Raw genomic sequence first — 20,277 nt, 5'->3', positions numbered from 1 at the left:
AGCATGAAGGCAGTAACGTATCAAGGCATTAAAAATGTTGTTGTCAAAGATGTCCCCGATCCAAAGATTGAAAAATCCGATGACATGATTATCAAAGTCACCAGTACAGCCATTTGCGGATCAGATTTACATTTAATCCATGGATTCATTCCGAATATGCAAGAAGACTATGTCATCGGCCATGAACCGATGGGAATCGTCGAAGAAGTTGGTTCTGGGGTGACTAAACTAAAAAAGGGAGATCGGGTAATTATTCCCTTTAATATAGCATGCGGGGAATGCTTTTTTTGTAAAAACCAGCTGGAAAGCCAATGTGATCAGTCTAATGACAATGGGGAAATGGGTGCTTATTTCGGCTATTCAGGGCAAACTGGCGGTTATCCAGGCGGGCAAGCTGAATATTTAAGAGTGCCGTTTGCGAATTTTACCCATTTTAAAATCCCTGAATCTTGTGAGGAACCCGATGAGAAATTAAGCGTGATTGCCGATGCCATGACCACCGGCTTTTGGAGTGTGGACAATGCCGGCGTAAAAAAAGGCGATACAGTTATCGTTCTCGGCTGCGGACCAGTCGGCCTGTTTGCTCAAAAGTTTTGTTGGCTAAAAGGCGCAAAACGCGTCATAGCAGTAGACTATGTAAACTATCGCTTACAGCATGCGAAACGTACAAACAAAGTAGAAATCGTTAATTTTGAAGACCATGAGAATACAGGGAATTATTTAAAGGAAATCACGAAAGGCGGAGCGGATGTAGTCATTGACGCTGTTGGGATGGATGGTAAAATGAGCGATCTCGAGTTCCTTGCCAGCGGCTTAAAGCTTCATGGCGGAACGATGAGTGCATTGGTCATTGCTTCCCAAGCTGTTCGCAAAGGAGGAACCATACAAATTACAGGTGTGTATGGAGGCAGATATAACGGTTTTCCGTTAGGAGATATTATGCAGCGAAACGTCAATATACGCTCTGGACAGGCTCCTGTGATCCACTATATGCCGTACATGTTTGAACTAGTATCGACAGGCAAAATTGATCCGGGAGATGTTGTCAGCCATGTCCTGCCGCTTAGTGAAGCCAAGCATGGCTATGACATTTTTGATTCAAAAATGGATGATTGTATCAAAGTTGTGTTAAAGCCTTAAAAAACGGAGGTTACAGAAATGGAATACGCCTTACACGAAGTGCTTGAGGTTCAGGAAATGACTGCATTTAAGACACTTTGTTTGACGAAATCTAAAACAATGAAAGCACTGGTATCTGATCCGAAGCTGAAAGAAATCATGCAGCAAGATGTTGATATCACCACACGCCAGCTGCAGGAATTTGCCTCTATTTTATCTAATGCAAAGCACGAATGAGGAGATGAATAAATCATGAATCCTATCATAGAATATCTGACTGGCATGAATGTTCTAACAGACCAAATCATTGCTATGGACTTATTAATTTCAGCAAAGAACGGAGTCAGAAATTATGCGATGGCAGCCACTGAAGCCGGAACGCCTGAAGTAAAAGAGGTCCTTATCCGCCATTTGGAAGAAGCACTCGATATGCACGAACAACTCTCAAGCTATATGATGGAAAAAGGCTGGTACCATCCTTGGAACCCTGACGAACAAGTCAAGCTGAATTTAAAAAATATTGATACAGCCATTCAATTGCCAACCCTTTAACATACAATGACTGATTTGCTGAGGAACAGTATTGATTGGCCACAACTGTTCCTCAGCTTCAAAATGAGCACTGTTTGTTCGGGTCCTATGACCGTAAATAGATTAACCGCTTTTCTCCATCTGATCTCCGATAATGTTTGCAAATTCTCCAATCCAAATAAGGAATCGTAACCACCTCTTTTTATGCGATCTCTTGATGGAGAAAACAGGCCAGAAACAAAATCCTTCGTTTTTGACCTGCCCTCTTCACACGCAAAGAATGCTACCTTCTTTGCTCCACTGATCCGTGAAGACTTTCCGTTTTAGGCCTGCTTTTGAGCTTTGCCTCATTTTCACGCAATTTCCCATCATAATCTTTAATTTTTGTGTCTAATCTCTTAATTGTTTCATCAATTTCTTTCCGCTTCTCTATCAGCCGCTGTCGTTCGTCAGCCAGGATATTTTTTCGAGCTTCTACCGTACAGTCACCTTCGGTAAATAATGTTGTATATTCAATTAGCGCTTCTATCGATAGTCCCGCATTTCGCATGCATTTAATGAATTCAATCCATTTGATATCTTCTTCATCATAGTCGCGAATGCCGCTGTCTTTTCGTTTTACAGGCGGGATTAATCCTACACGTTCGTAATATCTGAGTGTTGCGGCTGTCAGGCCAAACTGCTTTGCCACCTGAGCAATATTCATGATCTTCACCTCTCTATCCTGCATGTTGTGAAGGTAACACTTAAAGTTAACTTTAAGTCAAGCTCAAGACAAGTGGTTAGCTGCTGAATCTGGGTTTATATATTCGGGACTTGCCTTAAAGCACACTTTAAGCTCTATACTTCTCCATGCAATAAAAACAGTGTAGATGGAGGGATTGCTGAATGGCAAATAAACAAACTGCCGGAAGAGAACAAACCAAAGTTTGCTTAACTTCATGATGATGTTCTATTCGGTGACATTTGGGAAAGAGAGGAAGAACTTCCCCCCCGAGATCGCAGCATAATTACAGTTTCTACGTTAATTGCTGACTGTATCTCAACTTATAAATCAGGTTCATTTTAAATGTTATTTTAAAAAAACCCTTGCCTTAAAGCAGACTTTAAGGTTTATCGTTATGTTGAAGACACCATAAAACATAAATAAGTGCATGTTTTTTTACAACACTTATGATGAAGAAAGGGAAGGTTCATATGTGTAATCAACATCAAACCCGTGTATTAAGCGTGTCACATGCAAAAGCCAAATTTGAACAAACGACGATTGAGCGAAGAGGATTACGGCCGCACGATGTCTTAATCGATATTAAATTCAGCGGTATTTGCCATTCAGACATTCATAGTGCTTTTGATGAATGGGGCGGTGGCATCTTCCCAATGGTGCCTGGACATGAAATAGCCGGTGTCGTAACAGCCGTTGGAGCAGAAGTCACCAAGTTTGCTGTCGGAGACCGCGTTGGTGTCGGCTGTTTTGTTGACTCTTGCGGAGAATGCGAATACTGTCTCAACGGAGAGGAACAATTCTGCACGAAGGGTGTTGTTCAAACGTATAACTCAGTAGACTACGACGGAAACCCCACTTATGGCGGGTACAGCCAAAAAATCGTTGTCACTGACAGATTTGTTGTTCGCATACCAGATCGTTTGGAAATGGATGTTGCCAGTCCGCTGTTGTGTGCAGGTATCACCACGTATTCCCCGCTGAAACACTGGAATGTTGGCCCTGGTAAAAAAGTTGCGATTGTAGGCGTGGGTGGCCTTGGACATTTGGCGATTCAATTTGCACATGCGATGGGTGCAGAGGTAACCGTTCTGAGCCGTTCCATGAATAAGAAAGAGGAAGCTCTGGAACTCGGTGCAAATCATTACTTTGCAACAAGTGACCCAGCTACATTCACTGCATTGGCCGGGCGTTTTGACGTGATCTTAAATACGGTATCGGCAAATCTCCATGTAGATGCCTATTTATCAATGCTTCGTATAGATGGGACACTTGTAAACGTTGGAGCTCCTGCCAAGCCGGACACATACAGTGTGTTTTCCCTAATCATGGGGCGCCGCAGCATTGCAGGTTCTCTAGTCGGCGGAATTCAAGAAACTCAAGAGATGCTGGATTTCGCAGCTGAGCATGGCATCGAACCTAAAATCGAAGTCATCGGAGCTGACCAAGTGGACGAAGCATACGAACGTATCCTCCGAAGCGATGTCCGTTATCGATTTGTGATTGATATTTCCACATTGTAATAGGTTAGTCCTTATATGGGCTGACCCGCTTTTAATGAAACTCACGAAAAATGATCTCGTTAAGCAAATATTTTGAAGGCCGGTCAATCTTCCTGTTATTCTATGAATAGAGAGTTATTAGGAGGGTTTTTTATGAGCAAAAAAATTGCAGTTCTTGTTACAGACCAATTCGAAGACATCGAATATACAAGTCCGGTAAAAGCATATGAAGAAGCAGGCTACAGTGTTGTGGCTATCGATTTGGAAGCCGGCAAAGAAGTTACCGGTAAGCATGGCGAGAAAGTAAAGATTGACAAAGCCATCTCTGATGTGGATGCAAGTGACTTTGATGCACTTTTAATTCCTGGGGGATTCTCTCCGGATTTGCTTCGTGCAGATGACCGTCCGGGTGAATTCGCAAAAGCATTTGTCGAAAACAAAAAACCTGTTTTCGCAATTTGCCACGGCCCGCAAGTACTGATTGATACGGATCTTCTAAAAGGCAAAGATATCACAGGCTACCGCAGCATCCGCAAAGATTTAATCAATGCCGGTGCAAACTACAAAGATGCAGAAGTAGTCGTCAGCCACAACATTGTCACAAGCAGAACACCTGATGATTTGGAAGCATTTAACCGCGAATCTTTAAACTTGTTAAAATAACGAGAAGGCACAGACTGTTCGGGTCTGTGCCTTTTTTAAAATTAAGACTCCTTCTTTACATTCTGAAAGACAGCAGTCGCGTCCCACACATTCAAGCCAAATTGGCCTTCTGAAAATGCGGAATCATTTGCATCAATCACAAGACGATCATCTAAATAGATTTTAAAGCGATCGCCCTCGGCCTCTGTTTTCAGATGATACTTTTTATTAACGTCTATCGGTGTTTTGTATTCAGCAATGACAGAAGCAGCACCGTTCTCAAATTTAAAGAATTTCACTAGATCATGCTTCGCATCCACATTGGCAAGGTAACCGTTTTTGGCATCTTTGTCAGAGCGAAACATTAGTGCTCCTGCCCCTCTTCCGTTTCCATCCTTAATGGTGATATCAGATTCATAAGTGAAGTCTGACCCGGATGCTGAAGACAAGATAAAGGAATCTCCGTCCGACCTCCCTTGTTTCCCCTCAATTGTGTCTGCCCACGTGCCATTTACAGTCGTCCAGCCAGTCATATTGGACATAAAAGGTGACGTTCCCCATACCTTTTTTAAAGGGTGTATGGTTAAAGATTTTACCTTTACACCGCCCTTTGCAGCATATAATTCAAGCCCTTTGCTTGATCGGTCTGGGAGAATAATATCCGTTATGACCTGCTTTCCGTCATTCCCAAATACTTCAACCGAGGAGCGGTCAACAAAAATGCGCAACTTAACCTTCCCATTTACTGGCTTCAACGGGGCTGTTTCTTTTCCGGTGTTAAAGGCCGGATTAAAGGTGTCGTTGCCTGACTCGCTCCGGTCAACGAACAATTTGGCGTTCCTTCGGTCATAGCCGACCTTCGTAAATTGATTTTCACCTGTTCGGACCTTAAAACCAAATTCAGCAGCTGAACCAGGGCTTACTTTAAATTCTGCATTTATTTCATAGGCATCTCCAGATTGCCCCGCTAACACATTATGACTTGCAGGCGATATGGTCAGATTCTTCCACTTCTTAGAGGTTCCGCGAATGGTTTCCAGCTCTTTCACCGGTGTTTGGACCACTCTAACCCCTTCGGTAAACGCTTTCAATTTTAACTCTCTTGGAATGGACGTTGCACTTCTCCATGGGGATGTCGGAACATCATTCGCATATTGCCAATTGCTCATCCACCCTAACCATAGCCGGCGGCTGTCTGTGGATGGAATATCAGACCAGGATACAGCCGCATAAAAGTCTCTGCCGTAATCCGTCCAGAGAACTTTGTTTGGCGGGTTTTCATTTTTAAAATGAGTTCCATCAAAGTCCCCTACAAAATATTGCATGCCTGATCCTCCCGAGACCGCTCCGTTTCCGACACTGACCTGCATGACCCATTTTTTTCGATTCGGATTGCCGTCTACCGGAAGCTCAAATAAATCCGGGCATTCCCATACTCCCCCGTGGCTTCCTTGATCCTGTCCAAATTCACTTGCATACGTCCACTGCTTCAGATTTTTTGATGTATAAATGAGGATTCGGTCACCGGCCGCAAGCACCATCACCCACTTTTTTTCTTTCTCATACCAAAAGACTTTTGGATCGCGAAAATCTTTTTTACCCGGGTTTGGAATGACAGGGTTGCCAGCGTACTTCGTCCATGTTCTTCCTTTGTCGTTGCTATAGGCAATACTTTGCACTTGATGGCCTTCCCGATCCTGTGTATAAATGGCCACAAGCGGCTTCTCTTTGCCTGTTTGAAAACCGCTTGTGTTATTTTTATCTACAACTGCGCTTCCAGAAAAGATCGTGCCTTTTTCATCCGGATAAAGCGCAACAGGAAGGTGTTCCCATGTAACCAAATCTTTGCTGACGGCATGCCCCCAATGCATGGGCCCCCACTGAAGCCCGTATGGATGGTATTGATAGAACAAGTGATATTCCCCGGCATAATATACCATTCCGTTTGGGTCATTCATCCAGTTTGCCTCCGGTGTGAAGTGGTATTGAGGACGGTAATCCTCATCATAGTAGCTTGAATCGGCTGCATCTGCCGAAAATGCCATAGTCAACAGCAGGGTGAACATGATTATGACTTGAATCAGTCTCTTTTTCATTTGTTCCTTCGCTCCTCTCTTCATGTTTGAACACTTTCAAGAGAGACTGCTGCGCAAGCTGGTCCGTTTCTGGCAATTCTCCTCTGTTACACTGTTATCCGAATGATTTATATATGAAAAGACTGCTGCAGTTTCTCTCTCTTTCCTTCACACACCTTATGCTAAGAATCCAGCCCAATACCCGAGAATCCCGATGACAAAGATGCCGCAAATAATGAGAAGTGGATTCACCCCTTTGCGAAGCATCCATGCCACCAATAACGTTAATCCGAGAGGCAGCGCACCCGGCATAATGCTGTCTAACACGTTTTGTACAGTTTGAACATCTACTTTTCCGCTTTCATCCTTAATCCTGGATACAACGATTGGAATGTTGATGGTGGTCCATTTGGACACGAGAGCCCCCATAACAAATAACCCGAGAATCGAAGCGCCCTCTGTAAGCTTTTGAATGCGATTCCCCGCTAAATCCTGAAGAATCTCCATTCCTTTCACATAGCCATACTTTAATCCGTAATATTTTGTGCTTAATCTTATGGCATTCAGCAAGAAAAAGAATAGCAAAGGGCCGGCAATGTTTCCTCCTAAAGCAAGGGAGGCTCCTAGCGCAGCTAAGACAGGACGAATCGTTCCCCAGAAAATTGGGTCGCCTACGCCCGCTATTGGTCCCATCAAACCAATTTTCATTCCGCTTATCGCTTTTCCGTCAATTCCTTTATTGTTCGCCATTTCTTCTTCCATGGCTGCCGTCACACCAAATATAGGCGCTGTCAGCCACGGATGTGTATTAAACCATTCCAAATGCCGCTGCAAGGCTTCGTTTCTTTTCGCTCCGGGACCGTACAATTTTTTGATCGCCGGTATCATGACATAACAATATCCCATTGCCTGCACACGTTCGAAGTTAAAGGAACCGAGTAAAAAATTTGAACGAATAAACATGCTGAAAATTTCTTTCTTCGTTAATCGTTTTTCTTTCTCCATTTTTTCTTCCCCCCTCATCGTTTAGGCATCAAGATCATCATCATCGTCATCATAAACAGCAACACTGCCACTGTCTGATGCGGCCGCGACTGCTCCGTGAGCGCTTTGTTTTTGCATCACCTGCTGGTATAAAAGCGCCAGACAGAGACCAAGGGCTCCAAATCCCACTAAGTTAAAATCGGTAAACGCCGCTAATAAGAAACCAATATAGAAAAATGGCTTTAAATAAGGAATATTCATCATATTGATCACCATGGCATACCCGACAACCACAATAATGCCTCCGCCTATTTGCAGTCCTTTTGTAATGACATCAGGAATATTTCCCAGGAACGCCTGAACAGCGCTGACACTAATTAAAGCAACAATCAATGTAGGAATCATGACGCGCAAAGCTTGAAACACCATCGCGGTAATATGCATAATTTCAATTCCTTTTATATTTCCCGCTTTTGCATATTGATCAGCGCGGTGGATGAAAAAGACAGTGATCGTCCGAACAAAAATCGTCAGCGCCTGACCCGCAGCTGCTAAAGCAACAGCGACAGCAATCCCTTCGCCAATTCCCTGATCAGCGGTAATAACTAAAATGGTTGAGATGACAGAGGCGATCGCTGTATCAGGTGCCATGGCAAGCCCGACGTTCATCCAGCCGAGCGCCATCAGCTCCAGTGTGCCTCCAAGAATAATTCCCGTTTTTAAGTCCCCGAGCACCAAGCCAACTAACGTACAGGCCACAAGCGGCCGGTGTGTCTGCCCTTCATCCAATACACTTGCGATTCCGGTGATTGCTGCAATGATTAACAACAAAATAATTTGTAATGAAGACATATTCTCATCCCCTTGATTATTTTGTTACGTTCCGTAAAATCTGTACAAAATCCTCACTGGCATCTGAAGGCAGCTGCCTCAATTCCAGTTTCACGCTCTTGTCACTTAATGTTTCAAATGCCTTTATATCTTGTTCTGTGACACTGACTGATTTTGTGATTTGCCTGCGATGATTTTCAAAACGCATTCCCCCGACGTTTACGGTTTTGATCGGTACACCTGCTTCTATAAGAGATACAATATCAGACGGATTTTCAAACAAGAGCATTGCCGTTACCCCTTCGTAGCGCGGACTATGAAATGCTTTTGCCATTTTAGAAACCGAGACGGCACTTGCCTTTACATTTGAAGGCGCAACAGAAAGGATCAGCGTTTTTCTCATTTCGTCCTGAGCAATATCGTCGGAGACAACGATGATTCGGTCGGCTGCATGGACTTTTATCCACCTTGTCAGGATTTGGCCGTGAATAAAGCGGTCATCAATTCTTGCTAACACAATGTTCATCATAATTCATCCTCTCTTGTATCTTGATTGGCTGTTTTTACTTTTTCTAAATGTTCACTGCACACTTGAAAGCTTTGCTGACTCATTGCTTTTAAGTTGTTCAGCAAATCTTTGAGAGCCAGATGTTCTCTCAGGCTTAATACCTCCAGCAGAATCGGCAGGTTTACGCCGGCTGCCATATCCATTCTTTGATCCTCAGCAATAAAGGAAGCTGCCGCGTTATATGGCGTCCCTCCAAAAATATCGACTAAAAAAAGCACTTCATGTTCTTCCGGGATATCCTTGAGCGCCTGATGATATTTTTCTTGCAGTGTTTGTATTCCTTCCCCTTTAAAAAATGGCACTGCAATCAGGTTATTTTCTTCACCGAATATCATCCCTGAAGACTCTTTTAATGCTATGGGAAAATCTCCATGACCGCTGATAATAACTGAAATCATATCTATTGCTCCTTTCCTGTTTTGTACATCCAAATATAATGCAAGGATCGTGCCAACACAGGTGGGTTAAGCGTTTTCATTGTTATTTCAGCCAATAGCAATTTGTTGTTGAAACACTTAAAACGAAAAAAATAAACCTGTATTAAAATGGTGTTCCATTTAATACAGGTTCATATGAAAAAACTGTTTTTAAAACAGCTGGCCATGCACTTCTTCAGCAAATATGGCGGCTATAAATAATTTTTCATCATCACTAATGCGAAGTCCGAGCTTTTCTTCATAAGGGGCTAATGTTCGCTCTGTCACGTACACCATTTCCTTCAGCTGATCATTGATCTCTTCTTCCTCTGAGAAAGCGATCGGATTCTGCTTAATTACCCTTTCAAAGGCGAAAGCCGTGTGCATAATGACTTTGATCAAAACAGCATTATTGAAAATGACCCCCAGCTCATCTTGAACGGTTTGCAGCCACTCCAATAACATTTCGATCACATGGTGGGGATTCAAGAAGACAAGGTATTTTTTCAGGCTATCCTCGCAAAGCTCCCTGACAATAATATTTGCTTCGTTCAATCCATTGCTCAAGGAGATGCTTCCTTTTGTAATCGCCTGTTGAATCAGCTTCTCTCCCTCCCCTTCAATTAACACTTCTAAAGATACATGCGGAGCATTGATTTTAGGGTCTTTCGTTCCGACTGTCGCAAGGATTTCATACTCTTTTTCGATTTCTTTTATGCTGTTGGCCAGCTTAATCGATGATACGGTCAATATGTGAATCGGGGTATCGGAGGCCTTGTTTACGATCGTGGTTAGAATGTCTTCCAGCTTTTTGGCCGTTCCGCTGCCCGTCGTGCAGATGGATACCAATGCCTTCTTTTTGCCGGATGCCGCGGGCTGACGCTCCCACAGCTCGATAAAATCCTTCGTGACCGATTGATAGATCGCATGCAAATTTAAATTCAAATAGTTGACCTTTCTGACAGCATCCAGCACCATTGAAGTCGTAACATTGCTGATCGTTTTGATGGAAATTCCTGTCTTTTCCTCCAGCCTGCTTTCCAGCATTGCAAGCGACCCCATGTCTACCAGCATTAAAACACCTTCGCCTTCGTCAACCTGTTTCATTTTTTCCGCTACGCATTCAAGAATGTCCGACGGTGAAACAGAAAGCGGCATGTCAACTGCTGCAATCGGCGTGCTCCCTAGCAGTTCTGTCGCAACTTCAACCATTGAACTCGCCGTACTGTTTCCATGAGCAGCCACGATAATTCCGACTCTTTTGTTCTCCTTTAACGATTTGATGGAATGGATTAACATCGTTAAGTAGATGACTTCTATTTCAGGAATAGCCACTTTAAAATATTCCTGAATTTTATCTTTAAAAATCATCGCCACCCGATATTCTTTCACATGGGTATCACGAATTTCATCCGTCTCCTGTGTATTCAAAACATCAATTTGCTTTCCTCGCTTTAAAAATGCGTCAATATGCATACTCAAGAAATAAATAAACTTACGGTCAAATGTGCAATCCAGCTCATGTTCAGCTATTTCTTTTAACTGTTTTGTCATTTGAATCACGTCATCTTCAACGAATGTCAGCAGGCTGTCTTTTTGAAAAGCTTGATGATGAAAAAAACTTCTGACATGCAAATGGACATCAGTCAAGATGTATTGGTTAATATCCTTTTTGGATAAACCTTCTTTCATAAGCGTTTTCACTTTTTCCTCAATCAAATGATATAAGTTAAATGAGAGGTCTTCGTCAATTTTTGTTGTTTCATCTTCTACAATCGGAGAGATAATCGTTGTAATATTGACATATTCAGAAATGGCTTTGCTTCTTTGCATGTTTTTGCTGCTGGACATCCATTCTTGCTTGATTTCATCAGGCAGATCGCGAACAGTCAGTTCAATAACTTCATTTCTGTCAAGGTTATGCAAAAATCCGTGTGCGCAAACTAACTGGACATTTGATTTCAGCTGTCCGACATTCCCAAATTTCGCAGAGTGAATAAGCGCATTATAGACATCGATATGCACACTCAGATTCTTCTTAATTCGCTCTGCTTCTTTCCCTAATAAAAACGTCGTCAGATCCACTCTTTCTTTAAGCGATCGTTCTTCAAGCGAAGGAATATGAATGGTCATTGGGATTCTTCGCAAAAACGTTTTCAATAGTGCAGAACTCGGATTTTCTGTAGTCGCACAAATAAACAATACGTTCGATGTTCGTTTATGTTCAGATTCTCCAAGCCTGTTATAAGAACCGCTGTCAATAAAATAAAACAGCATTTCTTGTCCCTCGGGAGGGAGACGGTGGATTTCATCCATAAAAAGAATGCCCCCATTGGCCTGTTCGACTAAACCCGCCTTATCCTCGGCAGCACCTGTAAATGAACCTTTTTTGTGTCCGAATAATTGAGAAAGCAATAATTGAGGGTTGTTGTAGTAGTCTGCACAGTTAAATGTAATAAATGGTGCGCCGGCCTTCAATATGTCAGAGTAAATGGCAAACTGGTAAATTCGGTTCGCAAAAAGGGATTTACCGGAACCAGTCGGCCCTAGGAGGAGCATATGCAGACCGTTCGGCGGATAAAAGACAGCTGCTTTTGCCTGGGAGATCGCTTTCTTCAAACTCCCTTTTGCCCCTATCATAAGCTCTAGGGGATTCGTGGAAATGTGTTGATGATTTTGCTTTGAATTTCCGGAAAACGCCTGAAGGTCTTTCACTTCCATCATCTCTGTATCCCATTTCTTGTTGAATAATTTTTCTGCTATCTCGACTGGGATGTATCTTACAGGAAACGTTTTAATTTTGATGACCTTTTTGGACCGGACGAGATTGTTCAATTCAAAGCTGACATTGGACCGCTCCATTTTCAGCTGCTCGGCAATCTCCTTTGCTGAATTCCCTTGTATTTTTAAAAGATGATCTAAGGTTGAATCATGAAAATTATGCTTGAGCTGATGGTATATTTTATCTATTCTTCTCACGTCTATCATCCTTTGTCCTTATTAGATAAGCCATTAACAAGAATATTTCGAAACTTTATAGTCCGCGTTGAGATTATCTGCTGATACACGTTTAAAAAGGTCTCTATAGCAGATTGACAAAGCTGGCTTTTATGCATATATGTTTACATTTCGAATCATTTGCAACTCATATTAGTATGATAGATTCGCGGTTCTGGAGGGCCAGTCCCCTTCAAAAGTAATAATCAGTAAACAGTTTATCATTCTTGGGGAATGTAATGATGTCAAAATCATCAATGACAAAAAATGCATCTTATAGATCAGGACAATTTTCCTAAATATAACCCCTTAGGTTCGTTCACAACAAAAAAGACGGACACTCTATGTGACCGCCGCAGTATTACAATATGCAAAACTTCGTCATTTTTGCAATCCACCTTGAAAGTTAAGGAATCTGTAAGCTTAAAAACTTTATCTCCGATTCTCTCGATTTGATCCCCCCTGCAGGCCTCAAACATAGTGGGTATGCAATTATACAAATCGTTACCGATTAAAACTAGCCTGTCAGATTGTCCAAATGACTTTCCTGTTTTACTCTGCTATTCAGGTAGAATCACGAGTAAAAATAGAGCCACAAGACATGTAACAGCACTTAAAATAGTTTTAAAATTTAAAAATAAAAGTATCTATTCTTTTAAATGTTATAATATCCGATAAAACTTTACTCATCTTTTTATTACTGGAGGAAAATAAAATTGATAGGCAATTCTAGCAAAGACAATTTTGGCCAGCAACAGAAATTGTCTAGAGGCCTTAAAAACAGGCATATACAATTAATGGCGATTGGAGGTGCAATCGGTACAGGTTTATTTTTAGGTTCAGGTAAATCCATCCATTTTGCAGGACCATCCATTTTATTTGCTTACTTGATCACCGGCGTATTTTGCTTTTTCATTATGCGTTCGCTCGGAGAACTGCTCTTATCAAATGCGGGATACCACTCTTTTGTTGATTTTGTAAGGGACTATTTAGGAAACATGGCAGCATTTATCACTGGGTGGACCTACTGGTTCTGTTGGATTTCCCTCGCGATGGCTGATTTAACGGCGGTCGGCATTTATACGCAATATTGGCTTCCCGATGTGCCTCAATGGCTGCCGGGTCTTCTTGCGCTTATTATCCTGCTGATCATGAACCTTGCCACCGTTAAACTTTTCGGAGAATTAGAATTTTGGTTTGCATTGATCAAAGTCATTGCCATACTGGCTCTGATCGTAACTGGTATTCTCCTGATTGCGAAAGGTTTTTCCGCAGCTTCCGGCCCTGCCAGCCTCACCAACCTTTGGAGCCACGGCGGCATGTTCCCAAATGGATGGCATGGGTTTATCCTATCGTTCCAAATGGTCGTCTTCGCTTTCGTGGGTATTGAACTTGTTGGACTGACAGCAGGTGAAACAGAAAATCCCCAAAAAGTGATCCCTAAAGCCATCAATCAAATCCCTGTCCGGATTTTACTTTTTTATGTTGGCGCACTTTTCGTGATTATGTGTATCTATCCTTGGAATGTGTTGAATCCAAACGAAAGCCCATTTGTTCAGGTCTTCTCTGCAGTAGGCATCGTTGTGGCTGCCAGTTTGATCAATTTTGTTGTATTAACATCAGCCGCGTCAGCTGCAAATAGCGCTTTATTCAGCACAAGCCGAATGGTCTATTCACTTGCAAAGGATCATCACGCACCTGGACTATTAAAGAAATTAACTTCTTCTAACGTGCCAAGCAATGCGCTGTTCTTTTCATCCGTCGCCATTCTGATTGGCGTTAGTCTGAATTATTTAATGCCTGAGCAAGTCTTCACACTGATTACAAGTGTTTCTACAATATGCTTCATTTTTATTTGGGGCATCACGGTGATTTGCCATTTGAAATATCGAAAAACAAGGCAGCATGAAGCGAAAGCAAACAAATTTAAAATGCCTTTTTACCCATTATCCAACTATTTAACACTTGCATTTCTCGCGTTCATTCTTGTCATATTGGCACTGGCGAATGATACACGTATTGCTTTGTTTGTCACCCCGGTCTGGTTTGTTTTATTGATTATTTTGTATAAGGTGCAAACCCGCAGAGGACATAAGGTGAAATAAAAAAAAGACAAGGGATACTCACTCCCTTGTCTTTTTATATGTGTCAAACACTAAATTAAACTTTGGTTTCAAATTTCATTCACTTCATTTAAGTGTTAACTCAAACCAGTTTTGATGCCGAAACCTACTAATATTATTCCGGTAATTTTTTGAAACACTTTCTGGAACTTCGAGTTTTTCATCCATTTTTTTGCGTAATCAATAATATAAACAAGAAACAGGAACCACAACACCGCTAATAAGGTTAGGATTGAAGCTAAAATGATGAGCTGCTGGTTTATATTTCCGTTCAAATTGATAAATTGGGGCATGATTGTAACATACACCAAAACAGTTTTAGGATTGAGAATGTTACTGAGTGATCCTTGCATAAAGGAAGTTTTATAATAACGTTTCGGAGAACTTGCCATATTTTTTGCTTGGGATTGCATGTCATCTAACGAAAACATACTTTTAGCAAAAAAACTTTTTACACCTAAATAAATTAAGTATGCCGCTCCCAAATATTTGATCGTTGTGAAAAGAATCACTGACTTTGCGATTACCACTGATAATCCTAAAATGGCAATCACCGTCCAAAAGGAAAGTCCTGTCGCCAATCCGAGAATGTTATAACGGCCGGCTTTCGGACCATACCTAAGCGTATTTTTCATCACAAGCATCGTATCTGCCCCCGGTATGATAACCATCATGGCAGCGATCGGTATGTATGCGAGTAAGCTGTGCATTGTTCTCTCCCCCTTTAAAAATCCCCTCAATCATATAGTGACTACAAAAGTAACTACTTATAAAAGTGTATCAATGCGTTTGGAATAAATCAATATGGTTTGTTAAAATAGCGATTACTAAGGCAGCGATTGCTCTTTATATTGGAGGATATATGAAAGAAAATATGTTAGACATTTTAAAAAACCTCAATTTTACAGAATATGAATCGAAAGCGTATTTGGCATTATTGCAAGAATCACCTTTAACAGGCTATGCCGTTGCCAAAAAATCCGGAGTTCCCCGTTCTAAAATTTATGAAGTCTTGGAAAGCCTTGTCATAAGAGGAGATGTTTTTGTCAGTCATGGAAATACGCCTCAGTATGTTCCTGTCCCCGCAAAAGAACTGATTAAAAACCGCCGACTCAAAGCGGAAGAGCATTTTGATCAGGCTGAGAAATATTTTGAAAAGTTCGAGCAGACTGCTAATGACCGGGAAAACATCTGGAATATCACCGGCCGCAGTGAAATTCTTGAAAAGGTGAAGGCTTGTATCTTATCCGCCAAAAAAAGAATCCTCTTAGAAATATGGAAAGAGGATTTTGAGGAGATAGAATCAGAGCTAAAACAGGCGGCAGAACAAGGCGTTATTGTCACCATTATTGCGTACGGAGACATCGTATCTGATTTTTCCAATGTTTACCTTCATGATATGAGCAGTGAAATTACAGAAGAGTATGACGGACGGTGGCTTGTCTATAGCGGAGATGATTCAGAAGTAGTAGCGGGCATTGTCTCACTTGGCAATGACAGCCGTGCTGCATGGACGATGCATGTAGGTTTAGTCATGCCTATTACTGAAGTGATCATTCATGATCTGTACCTCATGGAAATTCTGAAAAAGCATAGAGAGCTATTAGAAGAGAGCTTCGGGAAAAATCTCATCCAGTTGCGCCGTAAATTTTCTATCCACTCAGATTTCAAAAAACATTATTTGGAATAATGTTTGGCATCTCTTACCCCAAAAACAAGGCTTGTACAAAACAAGCCTTGTTTTTTTATGCATAAACCCCCCATGCTGATTTACTTCTCTCTTTTAAAAAAATGTGATTCTGCGCAAACTATTTTTCAGCCTGCCGCGTCTATCCTAGGTAACAGCCTACGATATACGTATATTCAAAAAGGAGCCCTTTATTGCAATGAAGAAAAAACAAACAACAAAAGCGTTGCTTGTCACATGCATAACTGACCATAAGCAAGATTTCTACAGGTTGGCTTTCAGTTATGTGAAAAATCAAGATGACGCATTAGATATTGTTCAGGAATCTATAAAAAAAGCGCTGAGCTCAGTTGAAACGGTCAGGAACCCTGGGACGATAAAAAGCTGGTTTTATAAAATTTTAGTACGGACAGCCATTGATTTTTTGCGCAAACAAAAAAAGATAAGAGTGATGGACGACGAAACGATAGAATTTTTAAGCAAAGGAAAGGAAGACCATTACAAGGATACTGATCTCCATGAAGCGCTTGACGAATTGCCGTACCGCTATAAAACCATTATTATTTTACGTTTTTTTGAAGACCTCAAATTAGAAGAAATTGCGGAAATTACAGGAGAAAACACGAATACCGTCAAAACGCGCCTATACAGAGCATTGAAGCTGATGCGCATTCAATTGACGAAGGAGGATCTTTCTTAATGGATAAGAGATTACAGCAATTAAGAGAAGAATATAAAAATGTTCAGATTCCTAAAGAATTGGATATCATTGTTGAAAAAGCCCTTCAGCAAGAACCAAAAAAGAAAAGAATCGTCATGTGGCCGACATCAGCAGCAATCGCTGCAGCTATTTTATTCACTGCGCTTGTTAATATCAACCCGGACGCCGCTCAGGCTATGTCCAAGATCCCTGTCATCGGCAAAATCGTCAAAGCGATCACCTTTATTGAAATCAAAGAGGAAAAAGACCAATCAAGCATTGATGTCAAAACACCTGCTTTGTCCGGGCTTTCTAATAAAGAGCTTGAAAACAGCATTAACCAGAAATACTTGAAAGAAAGCCAGCAGCTGTATAAAGAGTTTATACAGTCCACATCCAAAAACAAAAAAGGGCATCTCAGCATCTACAGTGATTACGAGACGGTCACAGACACGCCAGATTTACTCTCTATCCGGCGCAATATTGAAACAACACAAGCATCTTCCTACACACAAAGCCGTTATATTACAATTGACAAAAAGAATGATATTTTACTTACATTAAAAAGCTTATTCAAAGATGAGCGCTATATCAAAGTCATCAGTCAAAACATCAAAGAACAAATGAAACAGCAAATGAAGGAAGATCCAAATAAAATATATTGGCTCACTGACGAAGATGCAGAACCGTTCAAAACGATTCTTCCTGATCAGACGTTTTACATTACTGAAGACCATAAACTTGTGATCTCATTTGACGAATATGAAGTCGCCCCCGGCTATATGGGCGTTACAGAGTTTACAATTCCAACCGGCGTCATTTCAAACTTGCTAGTGGGAGAACGTTATATTCGATAAAATAAAAACATCCATCTAAGATTATGGATGTTTTCTCTCTTCTCTATTCGAGGTCGTAACCTCGCTATCAAAAACAACGAGAATATTTGCATACTATTGGAGGAATACCCATGTATCACAAGACACAGCATCATCGATACATCCCTGGACTTGATGGCCTTCGCGCTTTTGCCGTCCTGTCAGTTATCGCTTATCACCTAAATTTCAATTGGGCTAACGGTGGTTTTATCGGAGTTGATATCTTTTTTGTTTTATCCGGATATTTGATTACATCCATTCTATTACCGGCATATGGAAATGATATCAATCTTGATTTTCGGGACTTTTGGGTGCGCCGCATTCGGCGGCTTCTGCCGGCAGCGTACCTTATGATCTTTTCCACTGTTGTGTGGGTCGTATTGTTTGATCGAGAACTATTGCACACTGTACGTGGAGATGCGATCTCTTCTCTCTTTTATATGAGCAATTGGCGGTTTATTTTTCACAAGCTATCATATTTTGATAGTTTCGGTTCCCCATCACCTCTAAAAAACCTTTGGTCGCTGGCGATTGAAGAACAATTTTATATCATATGGCCGATGTTCTTAGTTGTTGGAATGTACATAATGAAAAGCCGCGCCAGATTGGCTGCGGTGATATCATTGCTTGCGCTTTGTTCAGCCGTGATGATGAGCGTACTGTATGAACCTGGCGGAGATCCGAGCCGCGTTTACTATGGCACAGACACTCGTTCGTTTGAACTTCTCATCGGATGTGCCTTGGCTTTGGTATGGCCGATGAAAAGGCTGTCTTCCAACAGGCTGCCTAGCAAACTGAAGCACACTTTGCACGCCACTGAATTTTCGGCATTTTGTATATTAGTGTTGTGTGTCTATTTCACAGATGAATACGAGCCTTTTCTTTACAGAGGCGGAATGCTATTCATTAGCATGACTGCCGCAATCCTTATTGCATGTGTTTGCCATCCGAGCAGCTTTTTAGGCAATCTGCTTTCATGGAGGCCGCTTCGGTGGCTTGGAACGCGGTCTTACGGAATTTATCTTTGGCACTACCCTGTTATTGTGTTAAGCACGCCAGTTCAAGAAATCGGAAACCCTGTTTTTTGGCATATCGTGCTAAAGGTCATTGTGACATGTATACTTGCCGAGCTTTCCTACCATTTTATTGAGAAGCCGATACGGACACAGGGATTTAGGTCATTTTTCCGCCGTGTTTTTATACATAGAATCAAGGAATGGAAAACGACATCTGTCATCAGCAAAATGTCAATTGGTTTCATCATTTTCGCTATACTTATTTTTGCAGGCGGGCTGTCAGGGCTAGCCGGCGAGCAAAAGCACCCTACCAAATGGACCTATAGCTCACAAGAAACAAATGCTGACACCAGCCAAGCTTCTGGGGATGAAAAGGATGCTGCAGCAGATAAAAAACACAATCCTGAACAAAAAACACCAGGCTCCAAGCAAGGACAAAAGGAAAATAAAAATAATGGGCAAGAGACTCATAAAAAGAAAGACACGCAATCTCAACAGTCGAAAGAACCCGCAGACACTGCGAAAGAAGTGTTAGTATAGGCGATTCCGTCATGCTTGATATTTCTTCACACCTGCATCAGTCACTTTCAAATGTGACGATTGATGGAAAGGTGGGAAGACAAATGTCTCAAGCTTTGGAACTCGCAAAGGAATACAAGTCTTTTAATCAGCCCAACAAGGCTGTCATCATTGAGCTTGGAACCAATGGCTACTTTACAAACAGCCAAATCGAACAACTGCTTCAATCTTTCTCAAAAGCCCATATTTATCTCGTCAATACACGGGTTCCCCGCCAATGGGAAAGCAAGGTTAATGAATCTTTACAGCACCAGGCAAGCGCACATCAAAATGTTACGTTAGTTGACTGGCATACAGAAGCCCTTCGGCATCCGGAATATTTTACCCCTGATGGTGTTCACTTGGTTCCTAAAGGGGCAAAAGCTTTGACTGCTCTTATTGTTCAGGCGATGAAATCGTAAAAAAGAGATCCTATACGGATCACTTTTTTACTTTAGTTTCTGATCGTTGATTATGTCTTCTTTCAGCAAGGCAGCCCTTATGTTTACATGCCGTTTACGTAAGGGTAAGCCAAAATTGAATGGAGGGATGATAATGAAAGGAAATGAAGAACATGACATCCAAAAAGAGCTGAAACGATATGAGCTTTTTTTCAAAAAACGATATAAGGTTCTTTATACAGTAAACGATTTTATCATCGGTGCTTTGTTCCTCGTTGGAAGCTTTTTCTTTTTCTATGACCGTTTAAAGTCGGCAGGGATATGGCTGTTTGCGGTCGGAAGTTTGCTGCTGTTAATCAGGCCGACCATTCGGCTGATTCATGACCTTCATTACCGTAAACATGTGGAACGGCAATTCAAGCATCAATCTTCAACAGATGACTGATCTTAAGGAATAAGAAAGAACTAAATGCCAAAAGCCTGAGTTGAAAATCAAAAACAAGACTTTTAGACTATTTATTTTTAAAA

The 20,277-nt window shown here is 41.5% G+C and carries 19 protein-coding genes and 3 pseudogenes; 13 read left to right on the top strand and 9 right to left on the bottom strand.

The features are described from left to right. Positions 1-3: 3 nt before the first annotated feature. From BGM23_RS08475 to BGM23_RS08465, 3 genes are read left to right on the top strand one after another with little or no spacing between them, the layout of a single operon-like run. Positions 4-1,140 carry a zinc-dependent alcohol dehydrogenase gene (locus BGM23_RS08475; protein WP_003229843.1) on the top strand — a complete coding sequence of 379 codons (1,137 nt, stop codon included), beginning with the start codon at positions 4-6 and terminating at the stop codon, positions 1,138-1,140. An 18-nt stretch (positions 1,141-1,158) separates the two neighbouring features. Beyond that, positions 1,159-1,356 (top strand): hypothetical protein, encoded by a 198-nt coding sequence (locus BGM23_RS08470; protein WP_014480384.1) that lies wholly within the window; start codon positions 1,159-1,161, stop codon positions 1,354-1,356. Positions 1,357-1,371: 15 nt separating this feature from the next. Then, entirely contained in the window at positions 1,372-1,671 is a 300-nt protein-coding gene (locus BGM23_RS08465) for a spore coat protein (RefSeq protein ID WP_003246006.1), read from the top strand. 262 nt (positions 1,672-1,933) lie between these two features. Here BGM23_RS08465 and adhR read toward each other — a convergent pair whose 3' ends face one another. Further along, positions 1,934-2,356 carry an aldehyde stress transcriptional regulator AdhR gene (gene adhR, locus BGM23_RS08460; protein WP_029318156.1) on the bottom strand — a complete coding sequence of 141 codons (423 nt, stop codon included), beginning with the start codon at positions 2,354-2,356 and terminating at the stop codon, positions 1,934-1,936. Between the two features lie 182 nt (positions 2,357-2,538). On the opposite strand from adhR, the pseudogene BGM23_RS21325 reads away from it, so the two are divergent. The 3 genes and pseudogenes from BGM23_RS21325 to yraA all read left to right on the top strand — a co-directional run bounded on the left by BGM23_RS21325 (position 2,539) and on the right by yraA (position 4,539). Beyond that, a pseudogene (locus BGM23_RS21325) lies at positions 2,539-2,719 on the top strand (carboxymuconolactone decarboxylase family protein). A gap of 128 nt (positions 2,720-2,847) precedes the next feature. After that, positions 2,848-3,897 (top strand): NAD(P)-dependent alcohol dehydrogenase, encoded by a 1,050-nt coding sequence (gene adhA, locus BGM23_RS08455; RefSeq protein WP_029727154.1) that lies wholly within the window; start codon positions 2,848-2,850, stop codon positions 3,895-3,897. A 132-nt stretch (positions 3,898-4,029) separates the two neighbouring features. Next, positions 4,030-4,539, top strand: a complete 510-nt coding sequence (gene yraA, locus BGM23_RS08450) for a cysteine protease YraA (protein WP_003229836.1) — start codon at positions 4,030-4,032, stop codon at positions 4,537-4,539. Positions 4,540-4,580: 41 nt separating this feature from the next. Here yraA and sacC read toward each other — a convergent pair whose 3' ends face one another. The 7 genes from sacC to levR form a co-directional block, all read right to left on the bottom strand. Further along, the gene (sacC, locus tag BGM23_RS08445; protein WP_231940262.1) at positions 4,581-6,584 is read right to left on the bottom strand and encodes a levanase; all 2,004 of its coding nucleotides are present in this window, start codon (positions 6,582-6,584) and stop codon (positions 4,581-4,583) included. Then, a complete protein-coding gene (locus BGM23_RS22105; protein ID WP_231940257.1) occupies positions 6,523-6,690 on the bottom strand; it encodes a hypothetical protein in 168 nt (55 codons plus the stop codon). Before BGM23_RS22105 ends, sacC begins: the two co-directional genes overlap by 62 nt. Positions 6,691-6,770: 80 nt before the next feature. Further along, positions 6,771-7,598 (bottom strand): PTS fructose transporter subunit IID, encoded by an 828-nt coding sequence (levG, locus tag BGM23_RS08440; protein WP_003229834.1) that lies wholly within the window; start codon positions 7,596-7,598, stop codon positions 6,771-6,773. A 21-nt stretch (positions 7,599-7,619) separates the two neighbouring features. After that, positions 7,620-8,429, bottom strand: coding sequence for a PTS fructose transporter subunit IIC (levF, locus tag BGM23_RS08435; RefSeq protein ID WP_003229833.1), 810 nt, complete (start codon positions 8,427-8,429; stop codon positions 7,620-7,622). Between the two features lie 16 nt (positions 8,430-8,445). Beyond that, complete coding sequence (gene levE, locus BGM23_RS08430) at positions 8,446-8,934, bottom strand: PTS fructose transporter subunit IIB (protein WP_029318159.1); 489 nt, start codon at positions 8,932-8,934, stop codon at positions 8,446-8,448. After that, positions 8,934-9,374: a PTS fructose transporter subunit IIA gene (levD, locus tag BGM23_RS08425; protein WP_003246144.1), complete on the bottom strand. Its 441-nt coding sequence runs from the start codon at positions 9,372-9,374 to the stop codon at positions 8,934-8,936. The genes levE and levD overlap by 1 nt, the downstream gene beginning before the upstream one ends. 189 nt (positions 9,375-9,563) lie before the next feature. Continuing rightward, on the bottom strand, positions 9,564-12,371 hold the full coding sequence (gene levR / locus BGM23_RS08420) for a transcriptional regulator LevR (protein ID WP_029727152.1): 2,808 nt from the start codon (positions 12,369-12,371) through the stop codon (positions 9,564-9,566). Between the two features lie 556 nt (positions 12,372-12,927). Here levR and BGM23_RS21800 point away from each other — a divergent pair. Further along, a pseudogene (locus BGM23_RS21800) lies at positions 12,928-13,067 on the top strand (hypothetical protein). Positions 13,068-13,105: 38 nt separating this feature from the next. After that, the gene (locus BGM23_RS08415; protein ID WP_029727151.1) at positions 13,106-14,494 is read left to right on the top strand and encodes an amino acid permease; all 1,389 of its coding nucleotides are present in this window, start codon (positions 13,106-13,108) and stop codon (positions 14,492-14,494) included. Between the two features lie 95 nt (positions 14,495-14,589). Here BGM23_RS08415 and BGM23_RS08410 read toward each other — a convergent pair whose 3' ends face one another. Continuing rightward, on the bottom strand, positions 14,590-15,222 hold the full coding sequence (locus BGM23_RS08410) for a LysE family transporter (RefSeq protein ID WP_003229828.1): 633 nt from the start codon (positions 15,220-15,222) through the stop codon (positions 14,590-14,592). 152 nt (positions 15,223-15,374) lie between these two features. On the opposite strand from BGM23_RS08410, the gene BGM23_RS08405 reads away from it, so the two are divergent. The 5 genes and pseudogenes from BGM23_RS08405 (at position 15,375) to BGM23_RS08385 (ending at position 20,194) form a co-directional block, all read left to right on the top strand. Further along, on the top strand, positions 15,375-16,202 hold the full coding sequence (locus tag BGM23_RS08405) for a TrmB family transcriptional regulator (protein ID WP_029727150.1): 828 nt from the start codon (positions 15,375-15,377) through the stop codon (positions 16,200-16,202). A 196-nt stretch (positions 16,203-16,398) separates the two neighbouring features. After that, positions 16,399-16,899 carry an RNA polymerase sigma factor SigV gene (sigV, locus tag BGM23_RS08400; RefSeq protein ID WP_015251591.1) on the top strand — a complete coding sequence of 167 codons (501 nt, stop codon included), beginning with the start codon at positions 16,399-16,401 and terminating at the stop codon, positions 16,897-16,899. Then, positions 16,899-17,756, top strand: a complete 858-nt coding sequence (gene rsiV, locus BGM23_RS08395) for an anti-sigma-V factor RsiV (RefSeq protein WP_003229823.1) — start codon at positions 16,899-16,901, stop codon at positions 17,754-17,756. Before sigV ends, rsiV begins: the two co-directional genes overlap by 1 nt. A gap of 110 nt (positions 17,757-17,866) precedes the next feature. Next, positions 17,867-19,770, top strand: a pseudogene (gene oatA, locus BGM23_RS08390) (peptidoglycan O-acetyltransferase OatA). A 133-nt stretch (positions 19,771-19,903) separates the two neighbouring features. Then, the gene (locus BGM23_RS08385; protein WP_029727149.1) at positions 19,904-20,194 is read left to right on the top strand and encodes a YrhK family protein; all 291 of its coding nucleotides are present in this window, start codon (positions 19,904-19,906) and stop codon (positions 20,192-20,194) included. The last annotated feature ends 83 nt before the right edge of the window (positions 20,195-20,277 follow it).

Origin of the sequence: Bacillus sp. FJAT-14266 (assembly GCF_001719225.1) — a bacterium.
GTDB classification, from domain to species: Bacteria; Bacillota; Bacilli; order Bacillales; family Bacillaceae; genus Bacillus; species Bacillus subtilis.
The sequence above is the reverse complement of the archived record's forward strand: the minus strand, read 5'-3'. Positions and strand labels throughout refer to the sequence as shown.